15 protein-coding genes and 5 pseudogenes are annotated in these 22,944 nt (G+C 53.4%); 12 read left to right on the top strand and 8 right to left on the bottom strand.

Going from position 1 to position 22,944, the window contains the following annotated elements:
- Positions 1-398: 398 nt before the first annotated feature.
- The 4 genes from BDK88_RS10255 to BDK88_RS10240 all read left to right on the top strand — a co-directional run bounded on the left by BDK88_RS10255 (position 399) and on the right by BDK88_RS10240 (position 5,485).
- Complete coding sequence (locus tag BDK88_RS10255) at positions 399-1,289, top strand: alkaline phosphatase family protein (RefSeq protein WP_130500323.1); 891 nt, start codon at positions 399-401, stop codon at positions 1,287-1,289.
- 178 nt (positions 1,290-1,467) lie between these two features.
- Positions 1,468-3,201 carry a hypothetical protein gene (locus tag BDK88_RS10250; RefSeq protein ID WP_130500322.1) on the top strand — a complete coding sequence of 578 codons (1,734 nt, stop codon included), beginning with the start codon at positions 1,468-1,470 and terminating at the stop codon, positions 3,199-3,201.
- A gap of 96 nt (positions 3,202-3,297) precedes the next feature.
- Complete coding sequence (locus BDK88_RS22300) at positions 3,298-4,374, top strand: glycosyltransferase family 4 protein (protein WP_394342673.1); 1,077 nt, start codon at positions 3,298-3,300, stop codon at positions 4,372-4,374.
- Positions 4,328-5,485, top strand: coding sequence for a glycosyltransferase family 4 protein (locus BDK88_RS10240; RefSeq protein WP_242611642.1), 1,158 nt, complete (start codon positions 4,328-4,330; stop codon positions 5,483-5,485). The genes BDK88_RS22300 and BDK88_RS10240 overlap by 47 nt, the downstream gene beginning before the upstream one ends.
- Here the strand turns inward: BDK88_RS10240 and BDK88_RS10235 are convergent.
- Positions 5,466-6,488 carry a glycosyltransferase family 2 protein gene (locus BDK88_RS10235; protein WP_130500319.1) on the bottom strand — a complete coding sequence of 341 codons (1,023 nt, stop codon included), beginning with the start codon at positions 6,486-6,488 and terminating at the stop codon, positions 5,466-5,468. The two genes, BDK88_RS10240 and BDK88_RS10235, sit on opposite strands and share 20 nt — an antisense overlap.
- 189 nt (positions 6,489-6,677) lie before the next feature.
- On the opposite strand from BDK88_RS10235, the gene BDK88_RS10230 reads away from it, so the two are divergent.
- The 3 genes and pseudogenes from BDK88_RS10230 (at position 6,678) to BDK88_RS10220 (ending at position 9,934) form a co-directional block, all read left to right on the top strand.
- Positions 6,678-7,937 (top strand): NAD-dependent epimerase/dehydratase family protein, encoded by a 1,260-nt coding sequence (locus BDK88_RS10230; RefSeq protein WP_130500318.1) that lies wholly within the window; start codon positions 6,678-6,680, stop codon positions 7,935-7,937.
- A 16-nt stretch (positions 7,938-7,953) separates the two neighbouring features.
- A pseudogene (locus BDK88_RS10225) lies at positions 7,954-8,881 on the top strand (NAD-dependent epimerase/dehydratase family protein); the annotation flags it as partial.
- Positions 8,882-8,947: 66 nt separating this feature from the next.
- Entirely contained in the window at positions 8,948-9,934 is a 987-nt protein-coding gene (locus tag BDK88_RS10220) for an NAD-dependent epimerase/dehydratase family protein (protein WP_130500623.1), read from the top strand.
- Between the two features lie 39 nt (positions 9,935-9,973).
- Here the strand turns inward: BDK88_RS10220 and BDK88_RS10215 are convergent, their stop codons facing one another.
- From BDK88_RS10215 to BDK88_RS10200, 4 genes and pseudogenes are all read right to left on the bottom strand, one after another.
- A complete protein-coding gene (locus tag BDK88_RS10215) occupies positions 9,974-10,819 on the bottom strand; it encodes a TrmB family transcriptional regulator (RefSeq protein ID WP_130500317.1) in 846 nt (281 codons plus the stop codon).
- Positions 10,820-11,336: 517 nt separating this feature from the next.
- Positions 11,337-11,482 (bottom strand): annotated as a pseudogene (locus BDK88_RS22295) (RNA-guided endonuclease TnpB family protein); the annotation flags it as partial.
- Positions 11,483-11,489: 7 nt separating this feature from the next.
- A pseudogene (locus tag BDK88_RS21750) lies at positions 11,490-11,615 on the bottom strand (NAD-dependent epimerase/dehydratase family protein); the annotation flags it as partial.
- A 32-nt stretch (positions 11,616-11,647) separates the two neighbouring features.
- Positions 11,648-12,265 carry a glycosyltransferase family 2 protein gene (locus BDK88_RS10200; RefSeq protein WP_130500316.1) on the bottom strand — a complete coding sequence of 206 codons (618 nt, stop codon included), beginning with the start codon at positions 12,263-12,265 and terminating at the stop codon, positions 11,648-11,650.
- A gap of 73 nt (positions 12,266-12,338) precedes the next feature.
- Between BDK88_RS10200 and BDK88_RS10195 the strand changes: the two are divergent.
- Positions 12,339-12,578 (top strand): annotated as a pseudogene (locus tag BDK88_RS10195) (ISH3 family transposase); the annotation flags it as partial.
- 341 nt (positions 12,579-12,919) lie between these two features.
- On the opposite strand, the pseudogene glmS reads toward BDK88_RS10195, so the two are convergent.
- Positions 12,920-14,709 (bottom strand): annotated as a pseudogene (gene glmS, locus BDK88_RS10190) (glutamine--fructose-6-phosphate transaminase (isomerizing)).
- Entirely contained in the window at positions 14,709-15,896 is a 1,188-nt protein-coding gene (locus BDK88_RS10185; RefSeq protein WP_130500315.1) for a sugar phosphate nucleotidyltransferase, read from the bottom strand. Before BDK88_RS10185 ends, glmS begins: the two are co-directional and overlap by 1 nt.
- Before the next feature lie 887 nt (positions 15,897-16,783).
- Here BDK88_RS10185 and BDK88_RS10180 point away from each other — a divergent pair.
- Both BDK88_RS10180 and BDK88_RS10175 read left to right on the top strand, forming a co-directional pair.
- Positions 16,784-17,338 (top strand): metal-dependent hydrolase, encoded by a 555-nt coding sequence (locus BDK88_RS10180; protein ID WP_130500314.1) that lies wholly within the window; start codon positions 16,784-16,786, stop codon positions 17,336-17,338.
- A 171-nt stretch (positions 17,339-17,509) separates the two neighbouring features.
- Positions 17,510-18,400, top strand: coding sequence for a hypothetical protein (locus tag BDK88_RS10175; protein WP_130500313.1), 891 nt, complete (start codon positions 17,510-17,512; stop codon positions 18,398-18,400).
- On the opposite strand, the gene BDK88_RS10170 is transcribed toward BDK88_RS10175, so the two are convergent.
- On the bottom strand, positions 18,378-19,676 hold the full coding sequence (locus BDK88_RS10170) for an IS4 family transposase (protein WP_130500312.1): 1,299 nt from the start codon (positions 19,674-19,676) through the stop codon (positions 18,378-18,380). The two genes, BDK88_RS10175 and BDK88_RS10170, sit on opposite strands and share 23 nt — an antisense overlap.
- A gap of 1,344 nt (positions 19,677-21,020) precedes the next feature.
- On the opposite strand from BDK88_RS10170, the gene BDK88_RS10160 reads away from it, so the two are divergent.
- On the top strand, positions 21,021-21,389 hold the full coding sequence (locus BDK88_RS10160) for a hypothetical protein (protein ID WP_130500310.1): 369 nt from the start codon (positions 21,021-21,023) through the stop codon (positions 21,387-21,389).
- A 343-nt stretch (positions 21,390-21,732) separates the two neighbouring features.
- Complete coding sequence (locus tag BDK88_RS10150; RefSeq protein ID WP_130500622.1) at positions 21,733-22,650, top strand: hypothetical protein; 918 nt, start codon at positions 21,733-21,735, stop codon at positions 22,648-22,650.
- Positions 22,651-22,944 lie beyond the last annotated feature (294 nt).

The raw sequence follows: 22,944 nt of genomic DNA, 5'->3' as shown, positions 1-22,944 counted from the left end.
AGGTCACATCTTCCACCGAATTTTTCTCGCCAGTAGTTCCAATGATATTCAATCAGACGACAGTACGTTCTGCGAAACTAGAACGGATGTACGTCCAAGCGATGAGTCGCTGGCGGTGCCAGCGTCGCAGTGTTGTCTTCCTGGTTTTCTTTCTATTCTTCGTCACTATCGTCGTTCCCAGATGGTCCACCTGCACTACTCTGTTTACTGGACGGTGTATGTGCGTTTTTGTATCGCTTGAGGCGTGCTGGTCCTCGAGCTGCTCTTGCTGTGCAGCTAAAGACCAATGCCTTCAGAAGTACACTAAGTCCTATTAGAGGGCCGAAATCACCTAGCAGTGTCACCATCTCCTATTGAAGAGCGAAGACATTAAGTGGTGTCTGCTTAATTGTATAAATATGTACACTTCGAAACAGATACTGGCAGGAGTTAAAAATCCACAATTATTACTCTCTGAAATAAATAGATTATACACCCAAAAAAAGAACGGATGTCGATATAATCCGAGAGGTATTGATGTCTTCAGCGAAGATTGGGATAACCTGTTAATTTTTGATGCATGTCGATTCGATACATTCGAGGATATTGCATTACCTCAGTTACCAGGGAAGTTAGAAAGCCGAACCTCTCGTGCCAGTACCAGTTCTGAATTTATACGAGGGAATTTTTCTGATAAACAGCTTTATGATACAGTGTATATCTCAGCAAACGGATGGTTCGCAAAACTAAAAGACGATATCAATGCTTCTGTGCACGATTTTAGATTTGTTGAACGCGATGCAGCAAACGGCTTAACCTCGAAACCGGAAACAGTTGCAGATGCCATTCGCGAAGCAGCAAAGGAGTATCCAAATAAGCGGCTTATTGGCCACTTTATGCAACCACATCAACCATATTTGGGGGACTCTGATTTTGATGGCGGAGCCGGAAAATTGGAACGGGTTACCAAACTTCCAGATGTCTCCCAAGACGATGTTATCCAGGCATATGAGGAGAATCTTAATCTAGTGGTTAACGAGGTTGACTCTCTCCTTGATGAATTAAAAGGGCGCACCGTAATTACCGCCGACCACGGTGAAATATTCGGTCAACGAGGTCATCCGATTCCGGTCAAACGCTATGGTCACCCGGAAGCACACTACCTTACAGACCTTGTTAAGGTCCCATGGCACATTCTGGAAGGAGACGAACGAAAGGACATAGTTGCTGATTCGCCTGAGGATAGTATGGAAGAGATTGATTTCGATCAGGTGGAACAAAACCTAGCGGATCTTGGATACACTATGTAGTGTGGATTGTAACATCTGTATACATATCCAAGCACGCTAGAACCGTCATCAAAAGAAACATGATTCCCCTTGCGATTGACATTCTATCTAGCATGAAGACATCAATACCGCGCACCCGTTCCAGTCTAAGAACTGCCACATCAGTGATCCAGCGTAGACAAATATAAATCTGTAGAGAATGAAACAGAAAAAAATTGTTCAGGTCATCCTCATCATTGGACTCTCTACCACCGCATTCGCTACCCTACTTGCACGCCAACACCGATCTCCGCCCGAACTTTCTATTTACCAAGCAACTCCACTTACAGCGTGGGCCTTAATTCTACTAGCGTTTCTCGCTTTTGTCACGGTCAGCCTCATCGCTACTCGACCAAAACAGTCGCTTGCAGCAGCTGGCATTGTTATGCTCACCGCACTAATCATCTTGCTTCCGTGGATACGTGGGTACCGCTATCTTGGTCAGCATGATTCGCTCACTCATCTCGGATGGACAATTAGCACACTCAATGGAACAGCCAGCCCACTTGATACGTTTTATCCCGCACTTCACCACTACGCTGCTCTTACCAGCCAAGTTCTCGGACTATCGGCGAGTCATACGCTCCTCTTACTACTTTTATTGCTCGCAATCTGTTTTATTTTAGGAATGATAATAATCCCTCGCCAATACTATAGCGAGGAAAAAACGATTCTTATCGTCTTTATCGCTTGTTCGCTTGCTCCACTGCTAACAGTGAAGCTCCCGGTCTTACAGCCGAACCCGACCACTAGCGCACTCCTCTTTCTTCCGTTCCCAATTTATACTGCCCTCAAACTTACTGAAAAAACCGATCGAGGGACTATTTTGGCCATTATAACGTTTCTTTCATTACTTTTCTATCATCCCCAACAAGCGATGGTTTTTTTACCCTTCGCGACTGTTTGCATACTTGCCCGCGATAAATCAGACAAACTTAGTCTCATATTGGTGTTCGGAATTTTGTTTGCTACTTGGATGAGTATGCAGACATGGTTTCTAAAATCTATTCAGCGGGTATTCGTTGCAATGTTTAGTTTATCGCCTGCAGGAGACATGTCGGCCGCGGCAGATCAAGGTGCGAATATCTCAGTTATTATTCTGCGTGTTCTTGCTCCACGAGTCCTCATCGGCCTGTTCGGAGCGATTATGGTTGCCGTCTCTATAGTTGCGCTGAGGACGTACCAAACACGACGCCACCACCGGCATGCAATCCTACTCTCTATCGGTGGGGTTGTAGGCACTCTGTTTGTTACCCTCTACGTAGTAGCAGGTCATTCGATGCAGTATTTCCGGTACTCCGGTCATGTCCTTGTTTACGGGACGATTCTCGCAGCGATGGGGATCGGGTGGCTGGCATCAAATCAATCAACACTCACTAAACACATAACCCGAAATCGGTTGCTGATTGTTGGAATGATAATATTGCTGGTTTCCGCACCGACAATCCATCGCTCGCCCTATACAGCAAAGCCGACAGGAGATATACCACAGTCCCAATTGGAAGGTTATGAAACTTCATTCACTTATCGAGAAGATAATGTAAAGATGGCAGAACTATATAGTCCGGCATTCCGCTACCGAGATGGTTTGTATGGTCGCCAAGAGAGTCGGGATGGACTGGGGATGGTGCGCGCTGAAAACGTTACGTATGGTCCAGATAGTTTGTACAACCCGGTTCCGTCACAGTTTGCAAACGGAAGCCTGTGCCAGTCGCAGACCCAATTGGGCTACGTGGCAGTTACGGCGTCAGATAAAAACAGGATTCGGGAACTTGGGGGAGGCAAGTATACCCACCAAGAACTTGATTACTTGAATTCGACAAATCAAGTTTACTCAAATGGGAATTACTGGCTGTACCGCGTTTGCACCACTAAGAACCAGGCTTTCAAATGATACTAGGATAATGAAAATTCCGTCGCATATATATTCGTCAACATTATATTTTGGAACGTGACTTCCAGTCCATCTATACTTTATGTCAATCCGACTATGCAGCTGCGGACGGGTATCGAGTCGCTTAGCACGGGGTTATCTCCGGAAGCAGATGTAACTGTTCTCACCCCGTCGGACGGCGAACATAGAATTACCGAAGCGGCGAATGTGACTTACCAATACTATAACGCAGCGTACGTACCCGGTGTTCGATATACGCTGCCGACTCCGTCCTTTTTACGCCAACTTTCGAACCTGATCGACCGCTCTGATCTCGTTCACGTATACAGCTATTTTTATCCAGTCTGTGCGACTGCAGTCATAGAGGCGGCCCGTCGTAACACTCCCTCTGTGGTGACCGTCGATTCGCTCCCAGGCGTGAACTGGACGTCAGGAAGTCGACTCGTCGATCTTATCGGACGGTCCTATACGGCCACACTAGGCAGAGCGACGTTCAAAGCGGCGACTCGTACCGTCGCTCTCGGAAATTATCTGCTCGATCCACTTACGCCATATGTTTCGGCCGACAAACAATCAGTGATTCCGAACGGGATCGACACTGAGAAATTCAGTCCGGCTCCCAACGACTCGAGAGACAAGACTGAGACGACTGAATTGCTATTCATCGGACGGTTAGATCCGGTAAAGGGGATTCCGACGCTTCTGAAGTCCATGAAACGACTTTCTCGAGGCACCGATGACAAGTATCACCTCACGATCGTCGGTGACGGGACGAAGCGAGACGAATACGAACGGCAGTGTATCGAGTTAGGGATAGATACCCTCGTTACATTCGAAGGGTATCAAGCGGACGTCGTTCCGTACTACCGAAGTCACGATTTGTTCGTGTTGCCGTCCCTATCGGAAGGACAACCGACGGTACTCTTAGAGGCACAGTCATGTGGACTGCCGGTTATTTCGACGGACGTGGGCGCAGCATCAGAGCTCATCGAAGTGGGTGAAACTGTTCCACCGAACGACGATCGATCGCTAGCGCGGACGATCGATTCATTTTTCAGGACCGGCAGTGACGTTCGGCAGCGTGCGAGATCAAACATCGTAGAACGATATTCCAAGAACGCAATGTGTGAAAGCTACTGGAAATTGTACCGGAGGCTATGGAACGATGACTGAGCATCCACGGATTATGGGTTTCGCAGACGATCGTTCGTCGAAAATATCGGAGCCACTGTCATTCCTCGAAAATTCGGAGGTGATCACGATCTCGGATCGAGACGGAATGTCGAAATATCCGTATTTGTTCCGAAAGGGAAGCAAATGTATTGACAAGAACCAGCCGGATGTGCTTCTGTCGAACTATCCCGGACGACTCGGTGCGACAGTACTCACCCTCGGTCAAGTAAAAGACATCCCGGTAGTGATCCGAGTAGGTGGGGACATGTGGAAGACAAATTACGAAGAACTACGACAGAACCTCAGAGATCAAAATTTCCTCTCTGCCGTCGCTCGAGTCGGCCAGATAGGGATAAACGAAGTATTCGGATCGAACGCGGACGGGTACCTCGTCGTCTCCACCGAGCTACAGCAGCTCGTAGCGAACCGGACTGGTCTGCCATCGAAACGAGTGAAACGCGTCTCGGTTCCGATCGACAGTGCGTCGTACCGAGACGGAGATCCAGTGAGCGGCCGTGAGCTCATCGGTCAAGAGGCAGAACGTATAATTCTTACTGTCACGAACCTTCGGTTCAAAGGTAAAGTAAAAGGAATTTATTACTTGCTTCAGGAGCTAGAGCCCCTGCTAAGGGTCAACCCAGATATTACCTACGTTATCGCTGGCGGCGGTCAGTACTTAGATGACTTACGACAGTACGTTAATCGGATTGTTCCCGAAACGATACGTGACCAAATCATTATCGCTGGGTTTGTTCCGAATGTAGCTGATTTGTACGCTGCCGCATCCGTGTTCGTTTACTGCTCGCATATCGACGGATGTCCGAATGTGGTTTCTGAAGCGATGGCAGCAGGGCTACCGGTAGTTGCAAATGCTGATCATGGCATGATCGAACAAATAACTCACGAAGAAACGGGCCTTCTTGTTGACGCTGATACGCAGGGCGAGTTCACCCGTGCAGTAGCACAGGTACTATCGAACAACAGCCTCGCGGACCAATTCGGTTCTAATGCCCAACAATGTGTGAGTGTCCGCAATGACTCCAAACGAATTGCCCAAGAGATGGGTGTCGCGATTGAGGAAATACTCGATTCTATCGAATCCACGTCGTGAAAATCGTTCGTGTCAGCCCGACAGCGTACATCAGCTGTGGTTTCTTTGTCTCGCCGGCCTGGCGCTCTTCGATCGTAATCGGAATCTCTTGAATCCGCATCCCGTTTTTCCGTGCCTCGATGATCAGCTCGGGGGCACTGAACCGCTCTTCGGTCAGCTCCATGTCCTCGAGCCCGGAGGCCCGAATCGCGCGGAACCCGTTCGTACAGTCCGTAATATCGGACTTCGTCAGCACGTTGATCAACCGAGTGAAGACCTGGATGCCGCTTTCGCGCACGAGGCCGTTGCCGGAGTAGTCCTCACCTTTGTACCGCGATCCCATCACGTAATCCGCTTTGTCCTCGATCACGGGCGCGACCAACTGCTCAAGTCCGTCAACCGGGTGCTGGCCGTCACCGTCCATCGTCACGACGATCGAGGCGCCTCGATCGAGCGCGATCTGGAACCCGGTTTTCAGCGCACCTCCCTGGCCCTGATTAACCGGATGCTCGACGACGATTGTCCCGTTATACTCCGCGTTTGCGGCGGTGTCATCGGCTGACCCGTCGGAGACGACTACCGGCTGGACGGCGTAGCCACGGATCGTCTCCGGGAGCGATTCGACGACTGACCGAATCGTCTCGCCCTCGTTGTAGGCTGGGATGACGATGAAGATCGTTCGCTTTCCACCGTCCGTCTGCGGCGCTTGCTCGGCAGAGAGGTTTCGAACGAGATCAGAAAAGCAGGCGTTTGTGTCACGAATCGTCGCTAAGAGATAGAGAATAATAGCAAGCGTAACGAGATGGGCAAGTAGCGAAAGCAAAACGAATCGCTGTTCAATATCGAGTACATTCCCGACGGAGTCGTACACACCTGGAAGCATTACAAATACCAGGATTCCGAATGCAAGTACCCCCGCAATCAGGAGATCAGATTTCACAAAACGCGTCCGATATCGTTCGAAGCCCCACCCAAGAATAGCGACTGCGATACCAGCAAGCAGCAGATTGGTTACTCCAACCATTTTCTGTCCTCCATCTTGTATATGTAATGCTGAATGAGCACGTCAGTTGGTTGGTGTTTCTAACTTACTATAGTATTATCGGAGTATATCGGCCGTGTTGCCACACAGTTTGATCAGAGCAAGTCTAAGAATACAGTTAGAACGGTAAGATTTTTCAACCGGTGTAGTCATTCAGAAGTCGAGTAACAAATGACGATACTCCTCACTGGCGCTGATGGCTACATCGGCTGGCCGACTGCACTTCGCATTGCAACCCGAACTGACGACCGAGTTGTCTGTGTTGACAATGGCGCCCGCCGCGAATGGGTCGAAGAAGTTGGCAGCACGAGTGCAACACCGATCGCGACGCCAGAGGAACGCCTCGAGGCCGCAAAAGAGGTTCACGACCTCCACAACCTCTCGTTCGTCGAAGGTGACCTCACCGACAAATCGTTCGTCGACGAACTTCTCGAGGTCCACGAACCCGACACTATCGTCCACACGGCAGCCCAACCGTCCGCGCCGTACTCCCAGATCAACGGCGAGCGCGCGAACTACACGCAGCACAACAACCTGCAGGCGACGCGCAACCTCCTGTGGGGACTCGAGGAACACGACCTGACCGACACCCACTTCATCGAAACGACCACGACAGGCGTCTACGGCGCGCCGGAGTTCCCCATCCCCGAAGGCGGGGCAACGATGGAAAACCAGGGCGAAAGCGACGACGTGCCGTTCCCCGCGATGGCGGGCTCGTGGTATCACCTCACGAAAAGCCACGACGCCGCCAACATGCGTCTCGCACACAAGCAGTTCGATATCCCGATCTCGGACGTCAGAACTGCCATCACCTACGGGACACAGACCGCCGAAACGGCTGCTGATCCACGCCTCGCCACTCGGTTCGACTTTGACTACTACTTCGGCGTCGTCGCCCACCGCTTCTGTGCACAGGCCATCGCTGGCTATCCGACGACCGTCTACGGCAAAGGCGAGCAGCGAAAGCCATTCATCAGCCTCGAGGACGCTGTCGAAGGACTCGCGCGCCTAGCGCTTAGCGATCCGGACGAGCGTCCCGATGACCACGTCGTCTACAACCAGGTCACGCGCGCGATCAGCATCGTCGAGATGGCCAACACCATCGCCGACGTCGGCGACGAGTTCGATCTCGACGTCTCCGTCGAACACTTCGAGAACCCGCGTGACGAGGACGAGACACACAAGATGGAGATCGAAAACGACCGGTACATGGACCTAATCGGTGAGCAGCGTCAGGACTTTACCGAAGGAGTTCGCGACGTGCTCGAGACGCTTGTCGAGTACGAAGAGACGATTACCGCCCACGAAGACCGCTTCCTGCCGGGCGTGCTTGACGACTGGGAGAAGGAAGGCGACGCTGCCGACGAAACCGAACTCTCGTACGAGGCCGACGCTGCCGAAGAGGCTGAACCCACACCCGATGCCAACTGACGGCGACGACACTGGAATGCACGTCCTCGTCACGGGAGGGTGTGGCTATATCGGCAGTGCTCTCATCCCCCTGCTGCAGGCCGACAAGAGAGTCGGCCAAGGTCACCGTCCTCGACTCACTCGCAGCCGGCTCACCGGCGAACCTCATGGCTGCTCAGTTCGACGGCAATCTTGAGTTTATCCGTGGCGATATCCGTAACTACGGCGATGTCGAAACTGCCATGCGGTCCGTTGACCGCGTCATTCACCTAGCCGCAATCACTGGTGCTGAGAGCACCCACGATCGTGTCGAGGAGACGCGGGCAGTCAATCTCGAGGGAAGCCGCAATGTGTTCAACGCTGCACGGAAAGTCGACGTGGACCGTGTCGTGTTCGCTTCTTCGTGTAATAACTACGGCCGAGCGGCCAGTACTAATCTCGACGAAGCGACTGAGCCTGATCCCCTCAATCCGTATGCGGAGACAAAATACGAAGCTGAAACCCTTCTCAAGGAGTACGTTGATAAGGGTGCATTCACCGGAACCGCGCTCCGGATGAGTACGAATTACGGCTATTCGCCTGGGATCCGGTTCAATCTCGTCGTCAATCATTTCGTCTTCCGTGCACTGACGAATCGTCCGTTGACAGTCTACGGAGATGGCAGTAACTGGCGGCCGTTCATTCACGTTCGCGATGCCGCACGAGCGTACTATCAAGCTGCCTGTGAGCCAGATGCCTGGTCAGAGCACGTGTACAACGTTGGTTCAAACGATCAGAACTACCGCATCGAAACGATCGCCGAGATCGTCCGCGATGAGCTGGATACCGGCCTCGAGTTGACGTATCTCGAAGACCAGAATCCTGGTCCATCGTATCACGTCAACTTCGACCGGCTTGCTACAACCGGATTTGAGCCACAGTGGACGCTTCGCGATGGAGTCCGCGACTTAGCAACTCGATTCACTGCTGAATCGCAATTTGGCGAGGCGATGGACACAGCCGAGAGACAACCATTGACACCTATAAGAACAATGACGACTGACGACGAACTAACGATCGCAGTAACCGGTGCAGCAGGATACATCGGAAGCCGAGTCGTTGACCGTCTTCAGGCGACGCATCCAGACTGGTCTATCACGGCGATCGATAATTTCTACCGGGGTACAGTTCGAGAGATCGGTGATGTAACAGTCGAGCATGTCGATATCCGTGATGACAAACGGTTGGAAGAAGCACTCGATGGTGCCGATATCGTCATGCACCTCGCTGCACTCAGCGGCGTTGATGACTGTGAGACGAACCCCGATCTCACTCACGAGGTCAATGTCAATGCGACGAATACCATTGCATGGTTCTGTCGCAAACAGGGTGCTGGATTGATCTTCCCTGCGAGTATGGCAATTATCGGTGACCCTCAATCCTTCCCGATAACGACTGAACATCCCCGTGACCCGCTGAACTGGTATGGGCGGAGCAAAGTTCTTGGCGAGCAAGCGATCGAAACGCTCGCTGATGGAGCGTTCCCGGCCCACATATATCTTAAGTCGAATCTCTATGGTGAACACCAGGTTGGATCACAGACCGTCTCGAAAGGGACTGTGATCAACTTCTTCGTCAATCGGGCCGTTGCTGGCGAGCCACTGACCGTCTACGAACCCGGAACGCAGTCACGGAACTTCGTTCACGTCAAAGACATCGCCCGCGCGTACGTTCGGAGTGCTGAACGACTCCAGGGTCAACTCGAACAGGGTGATACTGGAGTTGACAAGTATGCACTTGCGACCGATGAGGATCCGAGCGTCCACGAGACGGCTGAACTAGTTGCACAAATCGCTGACGAAGAACTCGGACGGAGTCCCGAAATCAAACTCGTTGAGAATCCGCGAGCTGGAGAAACACTGGTCGACGAGTTCGCTGTTGATACAACACGAACGCACGACGAACTTGGCTGGGAACCGAAGTTCACCGTCGAAGACTCGATCAGACAACTCATCCGTAAGCACGAGACGACAGAGTAGCCTATTTCGCGTAGGGTGAGATACGGTTCGGCAGCCGTCTCACTCTATTTGGCCGACGCTATCGTATTCCCAGATCAAATCGAAATATCGGTGCAGTCCGGCAACGAACGAGCCGTTCTCGGTGACCGCGGCTTGCCGCATATGGAGCGGGACATCCTTCTCTTCGACGAGGACGATTGCCTGACCCGTCTCGTAGTCCATACTCGGGTCAATAAGTGTCCCTCGCCACGGCAGCAGTTCGGTACTAAACCGTATCTCTATTTCGGGATACTTGTCAGTTACGTAGTCTAGAACTGTACTTTGTATCTCTTGATTCGTCGCTGAGAGGTGGCGAGGATGGAGAAAGAGTGCCTGAATCGAGACATCGTGATCCAGCGCGTCCTGTATTGCTGGCTCAACAGCATCGAAGTACTCGAAGCTTTTCGTGATAACGTAGACGCTATCCGTTGCATCGCGATACAGCGATTTCGTTTCGCGCTCGCTCGGCTCACCCACAGAAACAACATAGAACAGTTCGTCAGCAGGAGTAATATCGTCGCTTGCCTGCTCGTACAGTGGCTGGAATCGGTCAATAAATGGCTCTCGGACTGCCTCGAGATCTGTACAGAATTTTTCGTATTCCTGTCGTCTGTTTTCTTTCGCCTGTTCAAGAATTGTCGCAGGTGGCTTTGGCTGGTACTCTTTCGGACGGCCAGGAATGATTTTGATAAAACCCTGATCGGCGAGTGTGTCGAGAATTCCGTAAATACGTGCCTTCGGGATGCCGGTCGCCTTGGCGAGATTGGGGGCTGTCGTTCGCCCAAGTGTCAGTATATGTTTCAACGCTGTCGTCTCATACTCCTTTAGCTCGAGTTGCTCAAATACCGCCTCAGCGTCGGTAGTCATATTCCACGGAACTGCTAGCAAACATTGTCAAACTCCCGGTTGAAGAACTGCTGGTGGTTCAACTGTTTAATAGACTGCAAGTAGCCGTTCGCCCGCCTATGTCATATAGTAAATTATCTAAAACCACAATGTTTATCATACTAACTATCGCTGGCTTTACTAGAGATATGAGTAAAACAGATTTAGAGGATGAGGTAGACCGAGAACATCTAGATGATATTGAGGATGGAGCCGGCTGTGTCGAAATTTGGGAGAAACTAAGTGACCAACGAAGCGACGACTAGTGCTGTATCAATTTAGGTCAGCCGATACACGATATTAACAGCACGTCAATCGGCAGCATTGTGACTGCTACGTCTGGTACTTTGATCATTGCCGCAACGGTATTGAAATCGTACGCTTCGCCTGTCCCCAGATTGTAGATTACATCAAGCTCGAGAAACTTCGTCCCTCGTTATTACGGAAGATCGAAGATCTTCCGAACGACCTCGAGGCTTTCGCGTAGACTCCCGTTATATGCCTCGGAAGTAGCAGGAGGGATATACTCCCCCTCACGTTTAGCGTCCCGCGATCCAAGCACACATCTACGGGTGCGCCTCCGTTACCTGCATTTTGCCTGCGATGGAGATACTGCAACCCAATGTTCTTGCTCGCGTTGTAATCGATCCAGCGATGGCTCAGTCCGGCTTCCGTAGATTGACGATTTCGAGGCGTACACTGCTGTTTCACAACCATTCTGCCAGACCCGTGCGACGACGTTGACGGACCCTTCGACATTTACTCTGACAACCATCGTAAGATCATCTTTCTACCCGGTGTCTGAGCGAGTCAGGAGAGCAAAAGATATCGCAAGACGTGGAAGAATTGCTTGCCGTGCTGCCAGGCAATTCCTCGCGGTTTCTGAACCGTCCGTGTTTCAATCGGAACCTCTCCGATTCTGGCGCCCTTCGCGGCTGCTTCCAAGACGAATGTTCCACAGGTACACGCCGTATCGAGGTCGAGATCAACAGCGAGAGTGCGGCGGAGGGCACGAAGTCCAGTGCCCGAATCCTCCACATCGATCTTCAGCCGCGTCAGCTTGTTGAGGAACCGTTCAGAGGGGCGCGGGATTGTGGCTCTTGCACCGAGGACAAGATCCAAGCGGTCTTGCTTGATCGGTTGGATGAGCGTCTCGATATCCCTCGGACGGTGTTCTCCGTCAGCATCAAACGTAACGATAAGTTCTGATGTGGCTTCTCGAAATCCCCGTCTCAGTGCAGCGATATAGCCCCTATTCTGTGGTTGTTGGACCACTGTCGCCCCTGCAGCATGGGCTTTAGATGGAGTATTGTCGGTCGATCCGTCGTCTACTACGAGAACCGAATATGTCTGAACTAGTTCCCGAACTATCGGCCCAATCCGATCAGCCTCGTTATACGCTGGAACGACGACGGTAACCTCGTCCATAATAGATCTCCTAGTCTGATCATATTATCAGTACCTCACAAAGCCAGTTAGTTAGAACGTCTACTTACTGCGAATGTACCCGATCAAACAGCAGCAAGCAGACAGTGAAATCCACGAAGACCAGTTCCCTAACCTTGTCAATACGCTCGACGAGGAACTTACTCTTGATCTCGGCGCTAATGCTGAAATCGATGCTGAGGACATCTACGAGGTTCTCGTAGGCGCGTGCGCCGACAGGACCTCGGTCTTGACGCTGTGTGGCTCCAGTGAGAACTCACCGGTAGCGAACACGATTCTCTACCATCTGCGGACAAGCCGCTAACACGCGCAACAAACACGGCCGTACAAAGATCAATATGATCCGGCGGGCTGCGTGGACGGCCCTCGCGGTGCGTCAGGCTGTCCTCGCGAACCGGCTCCTAAACGACCGGTTCTACCGCTAATCACGACCGGGACATTCCACGATGAGTGACAACGCTGTCGCTGTCGGCGGCGTTTAGCCGTCGACGCGATAGCTTCATCTTCGGTTAGCGTAGTTCAACCTTTGCTGACAACTCGTCGGGATAGAGGCCCTCGAGCACGGCCAAGGGGCGCAGGAAACTGCGAATCAGTATCAAAAATAGTGTTGTCGCTACCAGAATGCCAGTCTACCCACTACTCGACAGTCACACTCTTCGCCAGGTTCCGCGGTTTATCGATCGACCGTCCCAATCGATTCGCGACCCAGTACGCAACCAGCTGCAACTGCACGTTTGCGAGAATTGGTGTGAGCCGCGGCCCCACCGCTGGGACTTCTAGTACGTGGTCCGCGTACTGGCCAACCTCCTCGGGCGCGTCAGTCACTGCGACAACAGGCGCGTCGCGTGCCTCCACTTCCTTCACGTTCCCGAGCGTCTTCGCGGCATTTGAGTCTCCAGTCACCATCGCGAACACGGGCGTTGCCCCGTCAACCAGTGCGAGCGGACCGTGTTTCAGCTCGCCTGCGGCGAACCCTTCTGCATGTTTGTACGTGATTTCCTTCATTTTCAACGCACCCTCGAGTGCGACCGGCGCGTTGTATCCCCGGCCGATGAAGAAGTAGGCGTCTGACTCCTCGTATTCCTCGGCGATTGCACGCGCTTTTGACGTATCTAACACCTGCTGGACTAGGTCAGGTAGATCACGCAACCGTTCGACGAACTCGGTTGAACACTCATCCGACAGCACACTTGCCAGCATCGCCAGCGCGACTTGCTGGCTGGCGAAGGTCTTCGTCGCCGCCACACCGATCTCAGGCCGGCACGGATGTACATCACGTGATCGCACTCCCGTGCGGCCGAACTCCCAACTGTATTGGTCAGCGCCAGCGTCGTCGCCCCCGTTCGGTTTGCGGCTCGGAGCGCACTCATCGTGTCCGCCGTCTCGCCGCTCTGGGTAACTCCAATGACGACTGTCTCCTCAGTCATCGGAATCATATCCACATCGTACTCGCTGGCGAGGAAACACTGAGCCTGAATCCCGTGCTCGCGCAGCATCCGCGCACCGTACAGCGCAGCGTGATACGAGGTCCCACAGGCAACGAACTGCACTGGGCCCTCGAGTTCGAGGTCGTCTAGCTCGTCGACCGTCACTTCACCGTCTAGCTCGGAGACACGCTCACGTAGGCACTTGCGGATCGCCTGTGGCTGCTCGTGGATTTCCTTGAGCATGTAGTGGTCGTAGCCACTCTTGCCGGCGTCTTCCGGATCCCAGTCGACGGTCTTGACGGCCGTCTCAACCACGGCCCCCTGCTCGTCAGTGACAACGATTCCTGACGGGTTGATCCGCGCGAACTGACCGTCCTCAAGGTACACCACGCGATCGGTGTACTCGATGAACGCAGGCACGTCGCTTGCCAAATAGTGACCATTGTCGCCAATCCCGAGTACGAGCGGCGACTCGTTTCGCGCCGCATACACGGTCTCGCTGCCGGGGAACACTGCTGCAACAGCGTAGCTGCCCTCGAGCTGATGGACTGCTTCTCGGAACGCCTCTTCACGGCTAGCACCGGTCTCGAGTGCCGTTTCGATCAGGTGCGGGATGACCTCGGTGTCCGTGTCGCTTATGAACTCGTGGCCGCCAGTTTCGAGATCCGATCGTAGCTGCTGGTAGTTCTCGATAATCCCGTTATGGACGACCGCCACATCACCAGTACAGTCCGTGTGCGGGTGTGCGTTCGTATCTGTCGGTGGCCCGTGCGTACTCCAGCGTGTATGTCCGATTCCAGCCACACCATCAATCCCATTGGCAGGAAGGGCTTCCTCGAGTTCTGAAACCTCTCCCTGTCGCTTGTGGATCGATAGCGATGAGTCGGAAACCGCGACACCGGCAGAGTCATAGCCACGATACTCGAGACCCGACAGGCCGGTCAGCAACACGTCACCGACGGCACCGTCAGTCCCAGTATAGCCGATAATGCCACACATTAGGACCGCACCTCCATTCCCTCTGAGAGGGTGCCACGGACGGTTGTACCAGCTTCGACAACCGTGTCCGACCCAACAATCGCACCCGGAACATACGCACACCCACCTTGATCCTCTACGCGGTCAGCCAACAGCGCGCCGAGGTCTTCATCCTCAAAGACACGGTTTCCGACGCGAACATCCCCTGGCCCACCGGGAATAGTCGTCCCGTTACCGATCGTCACGCCGACACCAGTAACACAGTCGACCACGGTAGCCCCAGCACCGATGCGTGTATCTGCATCGATAACGCTCTGCTCGACGACTGCGTTCGAACCGACCGTCGTATTTTCGCCAAGACAGACATACGGTCCGACGACGGCTCCTGCCCCAATCTCACAGTCGGGTGCGATCACAACTGGCTCCCGAATTACGGCTGACTCATGGACTGTTGTCGACGAGTTACTACCGTCTCTTTGACTACCATCGACCAAGCCAGTTTCAAACAGATCGAACGAGACGTCAAGCAGATCCCACGGATACGTCGCGTCAACCCAGAGGCCTTCTGAAACAATACCCCGGACCTCAGAATCAGATTCAATAAGTTCGCAAATACCGTCGATTAGCGACTGTTCACCGGCACGTGGTTCGGCAGCACGAATTGCCTCGAAAATCTGCGTCTCGAACGCATAGACACCGGCATTGAAGCGATATGAGCGGTCGTCTTGTGGGTTCTCGATTATCTCCGTGACCGTTCCGTCCTCGAGAATTACACCGCCGTACTCATCGACATCCGCACGGTTGAGCAGCCCAAGCGTCGCCGCTGCATCAGCGTTGGCGTGTGCCTCAAGGACGTCGCTGATGATCCGGCTCTCGACCAGCTGGTCGCCATTCACAACTAGCAGCGGCCCGTCAACTTCAGCTTCGGCGGCAAGCAATGCGTGGCCGCTGCCGAGTTGTTGCTCCTGTGTGACGTATGTGAGCGGCACGTTCTTATACGTCGATCCAAAGTGGGCCTGAACGCGGTTGCGTTTGTAGCCAACAACGACAGTAATGTTCGTCACGCCGGCATCGAGCAATTGGTCAAATACATGTTCAAGAATCGGCGTCGTTGCAGCTGGTAGCATCGGTTTAGGGCGATTCTGGGTTAATGGCCGCAGCCGCATGCCCTCCCCACCTGCGAGGACGACAGCCGAGATCGACTCCATACAAATATCCAGAGAGTACAACCCACTTATTATTGTCGTACTAGATGTATGAGGTGTATAAACACAGATTTGAGTAATTCTTCGAGATCCAAGTTACGCAGCGATCATAAGACTGTCTTCTCTATCGTATCGGCGATGTCGACTCGCCTTCGATCGCCAAGCAGCAGTTCGAGACCTGTTCCATCTCCGTCCACCACGTCTTCCATCGAATCCAGCCGCACAGCCAAGCCAGTCAGCGGGAGGTCAGATGGCGTCGACCGATTACGCCGTAGAATAATCTCGAGAAGCGAACCTCTTGACGTGAGAACTTCTGTCTACGCAGCACTCGATCAGCTCGAGTTCCGCCTTCGGATTCGCGTTATGGAGGCAATTGCAAGAGGAAGACTCGAGCAGTAGGCCGAAACCCACCTCTCAGCGATAAATGGTTGCATCAGAAACGTCAGCCGGGAGGCCGACGTTGAGCCCCCTTCCAGTGAGGTCCACGGGAAGGATCGAGATCGGGTCAGTTTGGCTATTGACATTGGTGAGGGTGGGCCGATCTCGAAATGGCAAGGGTATCGCCTCGGAGCGGATCAGTTCCGGGTCTCCGACAGATCTCTCCCCCCGCCACCGATATCTTAAAATCATGACGTAATAACAGTGGTGGCCAGTTGACACTATTAGAACATATGACTATTGGTCCCAATACCAACGACACGCTTTCCTTCCCACTCTCGAGGTACATCCTAAGCACACGAGTCAGCGGTACGAGCACCGTCGTGACCAATTGTATGAGACGCTGCCTACCAATCTGAGCCGTGTTCGTTGTCCATCACTGGTGGACCTGCACAAACCGCATCCCATTACGAACGACACGCCTTTGGGATTTCCCCTGAAAGCCCGAGGCGATGTGGCCCTGGGGACACCTCGCCGTCGCGTACCTGTTGTACACGATCTACACTCACCGCGACGGTCACAGACCACGCGCACTGCCGGTCGTCGTCCTCGCAATTGGCTCGCAGTTTCCGGACCTGATCGATAAGCCGCTTGCGTGGTCGTTCGGAGTTCTCCCCGGTGGGCGGACATTCGCTCATTCAGTGTTCTTCGCTGCGCTCCTCCTCCCAACTGTCGCCTTGCTCGCCCATCGCGTCGATCGGCCCGCGATCGGGCCTGCGTTCGCCATCGGGCATCTCGCACACCTTCTCGCCGATATTCCGCCGTCCGTGCTCCTCTTACAGGATTTCTCGTCAACGACGTTTCTATTCTGGCCCGTTCTCGAGCCGCCAGCATACCACTCGCCCGACAGCGTTCTTGCCGGCTTCCTGCGGTACTCGATGGGTTGGTACGAGCTCGTCCAACTCGGACTAGTCCTCATCGCACTCGTCGTCTGGTACCGCGACGGTACACCCGGGCTCGATGCTGTGCGCCGTAGACTCGAGCACACCGTCAGCAAAACACCGTAGCGAATAAATACGGCCTCATATACAAAGCCCTACTCAAATGCGTAATAACAAGCACAATTTTATGGAAATTATTTGATTAGCACTCAATGTAGAAGAAATTAGTTGCGACCCGGAGAATCTGACAACAATTTATATTAATGAGATTATCATGCACTTTGGCAAGGGAGCGAAATGGAAAGCGACGAGGGGACGCTGGTCACCAGTGAAACATTGGGGGAGTCGAAGACAGAGATTCACAAAGCGATCGAAGAGTTTCTTGCAGAAACATCTCGAGCAATCAGGTCAGATGCTCAATTGTGTCTCTTTCGCATCCAATTCGATCGAGATGATGAGTATCGGCAACTGAATCGCCGGAAGAGAATCCTCGCCGAGATCGATGACGCACTCGAGATTTGGAGGACGCAGCCAAAAATAGGGGAGATCACCTCATCCGATCTGGTGATAGAACTGTTACTTGAAACGCGGATCAGTCCAGAGACGATCGTCGATGCACTCAACCACGACTGTATCGATACCGTCGCGTACTGGAAAATTGATCCAGAGAAATTCGATCTCGACGTGACGAACACTGACGATGTGACGACGCTCCGTGATCAGCTTGATCAGAAGCAATCAGCCAACAGCGTCGCAGTGCGACTGGACCATGTCCAATCGCAGATGGACACCTTTGCGGCATATATCGACTCGCTCGAAGAATTCCTTGACGAGGAAGGGACGGCACAACAGCTCCTCGAGAACCTGCGGGCGGACATGGACGACCTCCGTGAAGAACTTCAGTCGGGAGCTGATGAACGAGACGAACTGCACGCTCGAGTCACAGAGTTGGAAGCAACCACTCCATCAGCGACCGAGGTTGACGCGGAGATTGCGCGGATAGACTGCGCGCTGGAGAACCTAGCTAACGAGTTTCGACGGGAAATAGATGAACTCCATGCTCGGCTGGACTCCATTCAAGCAGATCTCGACGACCAAATCGAGTGGCGCCAGCGTCTCTGTACAGCCGTCGCCAGTACTGAGTTCAACCACCATCTGTGTTCGGTTAAGGCCAGACCTCCGTCTTGAAGGCTTGAGCCACTCGTTTATTCAAGGTGAGGCGTGATTTCTCTGGTTGGCGAGCCTCACAACGCACAAGTTCAGGAAGATTCGGTGGTGGATGGCCCAGAGCAAGTCCGAGATCTGCAAGCACTGGCTGGGCGACCGACCGAAAGGTCGTCGCCCAGCGTTCTTCTGGATACTCTACGTCCGGTTCAATCTCCTGAAACACCGCTAACAAGGCTCTGCTGACCACAAGCGTCAGCAGAGCCGCCGTCACGAGCAACTCTGCAATCGCTTCATCACCTGTCTCGAACTTCTCCAGTCCATACCGCGACTTCAACTCCCGGAACAACAACTCAACCTTCCATCGCAGGCTGTACAAGGCTGCTACTTGCTCTGGGGTGAACTCGTCCGGGAGGTTCGTCACGTAGAGGTGGTAGTCGTCGGTGTCATCGTTGCGGACACCGACGACGCGAAATTCAACGATAGCCTGTGACTGCCTCTCACCATACTTCCGGCGCTTGAACTCGAACTCACCAGTCACATCAATGTGCTTGCGCGTGAGCTTCGAAAGTCGGTCTTGGAGATGGGTTCCAGTCAAGGAAATGGCGCGCCCGCGCCATTTCCGTCGCTCGCCGACGATTCGTGGATTGGCGTTCGTCTTCAACCGGCTCACAAAGTAACCATCGTTTTCGTCGATCAACGCGAACCGTCGGTAGCTGTAGAAACCGAGATCGAACAGAAACAGCCGCCCACGCAGCCAGTTCCCCGTGCGGAACTGGCTGCTTTCATGAGTTCGTTCGTCAGTGAGTTTGAACTGTGCGAGCGTCTGTCTCGTGACGTTGTAGACGAGATACAGCTGCGCTCCGGATTGGTCTTCGTGAGTTGCTGGAAATGCCGTAAGGAGCCGATGCAACCTGAACACGGTTGCATCGGCGATCATCGTATCGCGGAACTGGGTGAGTTGCGGAGCGATGGTGTGCGGAACCGCGACCTCCTCGAGCGCATGCGCGAGGAGGTCGCTCAAGAGGTTACGGAGTTCCGGCGTAAATCGGTCGTAGAAGCTAGAACGAGCCACGGTTTGGTTAGTCGCAGTCTGATAGGCCCGCTGAAACGCGGCGATAGAGCGGGTTTCGCCGTCCACGGCGAAGCCCAAGATGAGCGACCAGACGAGCATCGTGATGTCGATCGTTCGATGGCGTTGGACGGCATCGCGCTCGCTCGCGATGCCTTCAACGAGGTCTACGGGAAAGAGGGAAATCAGCCGGCGGCGTATGAGTGTTGGAGAGAGTTCAGGTAGCACAACCTCTCTCTACGCGGTTTCTGAAGATAACCTCATCAAGACGCTGGCGTCTGTCGGTTTGGCTCCTTAACCGAACACGGATGGTTCAACCACGATGTGGAAATGGATGACTGACCAACCAGTGATCGTTCACACGTGAGTCGGACACCAATTTGATCTGTGTCGACGGCGGCCTATCACTTGATCTTGTACTCAGAAATCGTGTCGGCCTCGCACTGAGGACAGCGGGTGTCCGACGCTGAGGCCTCGGTGCCACACCGGCGACACTCACGGATAACGGTTGACTCCGAGGACCTGAAGAGTAGTGATTTGAACAGTTCTTTCATTCCACACACTTTGTGATAGCAACGTCAGACACACATAAAGGATTCTATCACTTTCTCAATATTGGATAAGCAAGTGCATTCATATTGAGGTATCGAGCACCGTGAACGGTTTTTGCCCTTAATCGTGGTTCTGAGTCTTGAATCAGGTTACGCTCGCTACTGGTTCGAAGTTGGGCGTAAACCGTCCTTCCAGATACTACTTCGATCGGCGAACCGAACGAATCCAGAGTGAGAGACGTGGAAGAGAGTGAGCGCCTGGTTGATCCTCGCAAGGAGTTACAGATGGTCATCTTCGAAGAGGTTGAACAGTGGCGATACACGGAATGGACGAGAACGTCTTCCCGTGTACTGATATCGAGGCCGATTATGGTTATTGCTATATCATATACGTCTTCACACCTGTCTAGTGTTTCAACAGAAGTAGTTATAGAAGCGGCTTGAGACATCTACGAAAGGGTAGTGGAGAGGGTATTACCCATCAGGAAATCACTCATATTCGTAAAGCATCCACAGGTGAGACGAGGTCAAGAGAAATTCGGGTGTGACAGTGAGGGTACTCTTCGAGGCTCGTGAACTGGCGTCTTCTTGATTGTTGATAGCAAGCTTATTTTTCGCTATCCGCTTTGTTCACAGCCGTGCGCCCTTTGTCCGTGATTTCGTACAGACCTCGAGTTACCTGTTCCACATAGCCTAACCGAGCGAGTCTCACAAGCACAGTGTTCACATCCCCCTTTTCCAATCCCGTTTCCTCACGAATCAGATATGGATTCGCTCGACCGTTGATCATGACATCAAGTACAGATCGATCTCGGTCATCCAGCTCAACCATATCAAATGCTCGTATACCCATGACTATCAGCGTAATCGTTTCAAGAACACATAGAACTTCCTATTAACTTACTACGTAAGTTCTATGTAGTCCGGGATCGTAGAGTAGATTGAAGCACGGGATACGGTCAGATGAAACGTCTGTGCCGGCGGCGCACCACCGCCGCCGACCGTGCCTTGAGACAAGGCAATGTCAGCTACGACTACGACACACGAAACGATTTCGGATGGACAGCAGGACAACATCGTCCTCGAGCAATCGGGAAGCTACTACGGTTACCTCGGAGAAGACGGCGAGGGCTTTCACCATCACGTCGATGAGGCCACGAACACGGTCTATGTGACGCCAGATCGCGCGGAACGATTCCTCCCCGAGAATGCGGGAGTGTACTGGTTTCGCGTCTGTGGCGAACTCGATCATACAGAAAAACTCGAGCAAGACGACGACCGCGACAGATGGGTTGCGTATGTCGAGTCGGTCAGAGGCTGGACAGACCGTCCGGTCCACCTCGATGTCAAGAAAATCTTCGCCGAGATGCACGAGGGTGATCGGCGATGACCAACGAACGCCGAGTCACCATCACACTCGAACTCGAGCACCCAATCACCCCAGGTGACATCGAACGGGCCTACTGTGAAATCCGCGAGCAGGTGGGGGTGGACCGATGACGGACGAATTCTCGCTTCAGTGGACGCCCGTCCATGGGCCGATGCGAAAGTTCGTCTTCGAACCACAACTCGAGGGCGAGTACGCGTGGGCGCGGATCGAGTTCGAACTGTGCGAGTCTCAGTGGCGAGAAGTCGGTATCGAGTATCTCGAGGAAATCTCGATCGTCAGTGACGACAGAAACAAGACCACGCCATCTCACGCTCAACCTTCATCTGAACGGAGGCGACACCCGATGAGTAGTCTCCCCGAATGCGGTGAGGTCGACATTGAAACCCTCGCAGAAACGATCGAGCACCTCCAGGAACAAAACAGACAACTTACCGAGCGCGTCGACACGCTCGAGGACGACCTCGAACAGACCAAAGACGAACTCGAGGGCCTCGAAACTGAGAAAGCAGACCTCCAAGAGACGAACGAACACCTTCGCGACCGTCTCGATGACTGCGAACAGGAGACCACTCGGCTTGATGCACTCACAGATGCCGCACGCAAGCGATCAGGAGTGAACAAACAGCGGATCGAAGAACTCCAGGCCCGTGAACTCGAGAAAGGTGCCCACCTCCTCACCGAGACTGTCGATCACCACGAGATCGATATCGACGGCGATCACCTCGAGCGGATCACCAAAGACGACGGCCACACCTATTATCGACTTCCCGAGTCAGACGACCCACTCGAACGCAGTGGGAACGTCGCACTCGCTCATGGTGACCTGCTTCCGATTCAGCAACTCTCCCGCATGGACGAGGAGATGCTTCGCTCGACGGCGAATGCGTTGCCAACACGGTTGGCTGCAAAGCTGTGGAAAGCACGTACTGACTCGAGCGTCGGTGACAACCCCTGGGAGTCCGGATGCAAGGGAATCAAAGCGTACATCAAAGCGAGCGACCTGAAACACTGGATCCGCCGGCAGGAGCCCGGGACGAGCGAGACGTATGCAAAGAAGCTCGTCTCCCGGACGATCGACGCCGTGCTCGACCTCTCGAATCATCGTGTCGCGGTTCGCAAACGGACTGAGCGAAAGAACGGGCTCGAGTACACCGAACGCCGACTCGTACTCCCCACCGATGCAGAGATTCCGGGTGAAACACCGAATGTGAGCGAACCAGAACAGACTCCAGAGACAGCTGGCGTCCACGGTTCCCCGTAGACACCGGGTAAAACACACTCTCGAGAGAGGCTCAATCTCTCAGCACACACCACCATCACAGCACGCAGGCGGTTGGTTTGGAGGTTGGTTAGCTATAGGTAGGTCTCTCGAGCGGGTCTCGGCGGTCACTTCCGAATACGGTCTCGGAAGGAGTGTCCGAAGACAACAGCTGTCCACAGACGCCTTGACCACACACCCCTCAGCTTTCGGAGACTTCCTCGATTGCCCTGACGAAGTTCTCGGGGCGTTGCGATCCGATCAGAACTGCGCGCCCGTTTGCTCGTTCGATCCAGA

Source organism: Natrinema hispanicum, from assembly GCF_004217335.1.
GTDB classification, from domain to species: Archaea; Halobacteriota; Halobacteria; order Halobacteriales; family Natrialbaceae; genus Natrinema; species Natrinema hispanicum.
The sequence above is the reverse complement of the archived record's forward strand: the minus strand, read 5'-3'. Positions and strand labels throughout refer to the sequence as shown.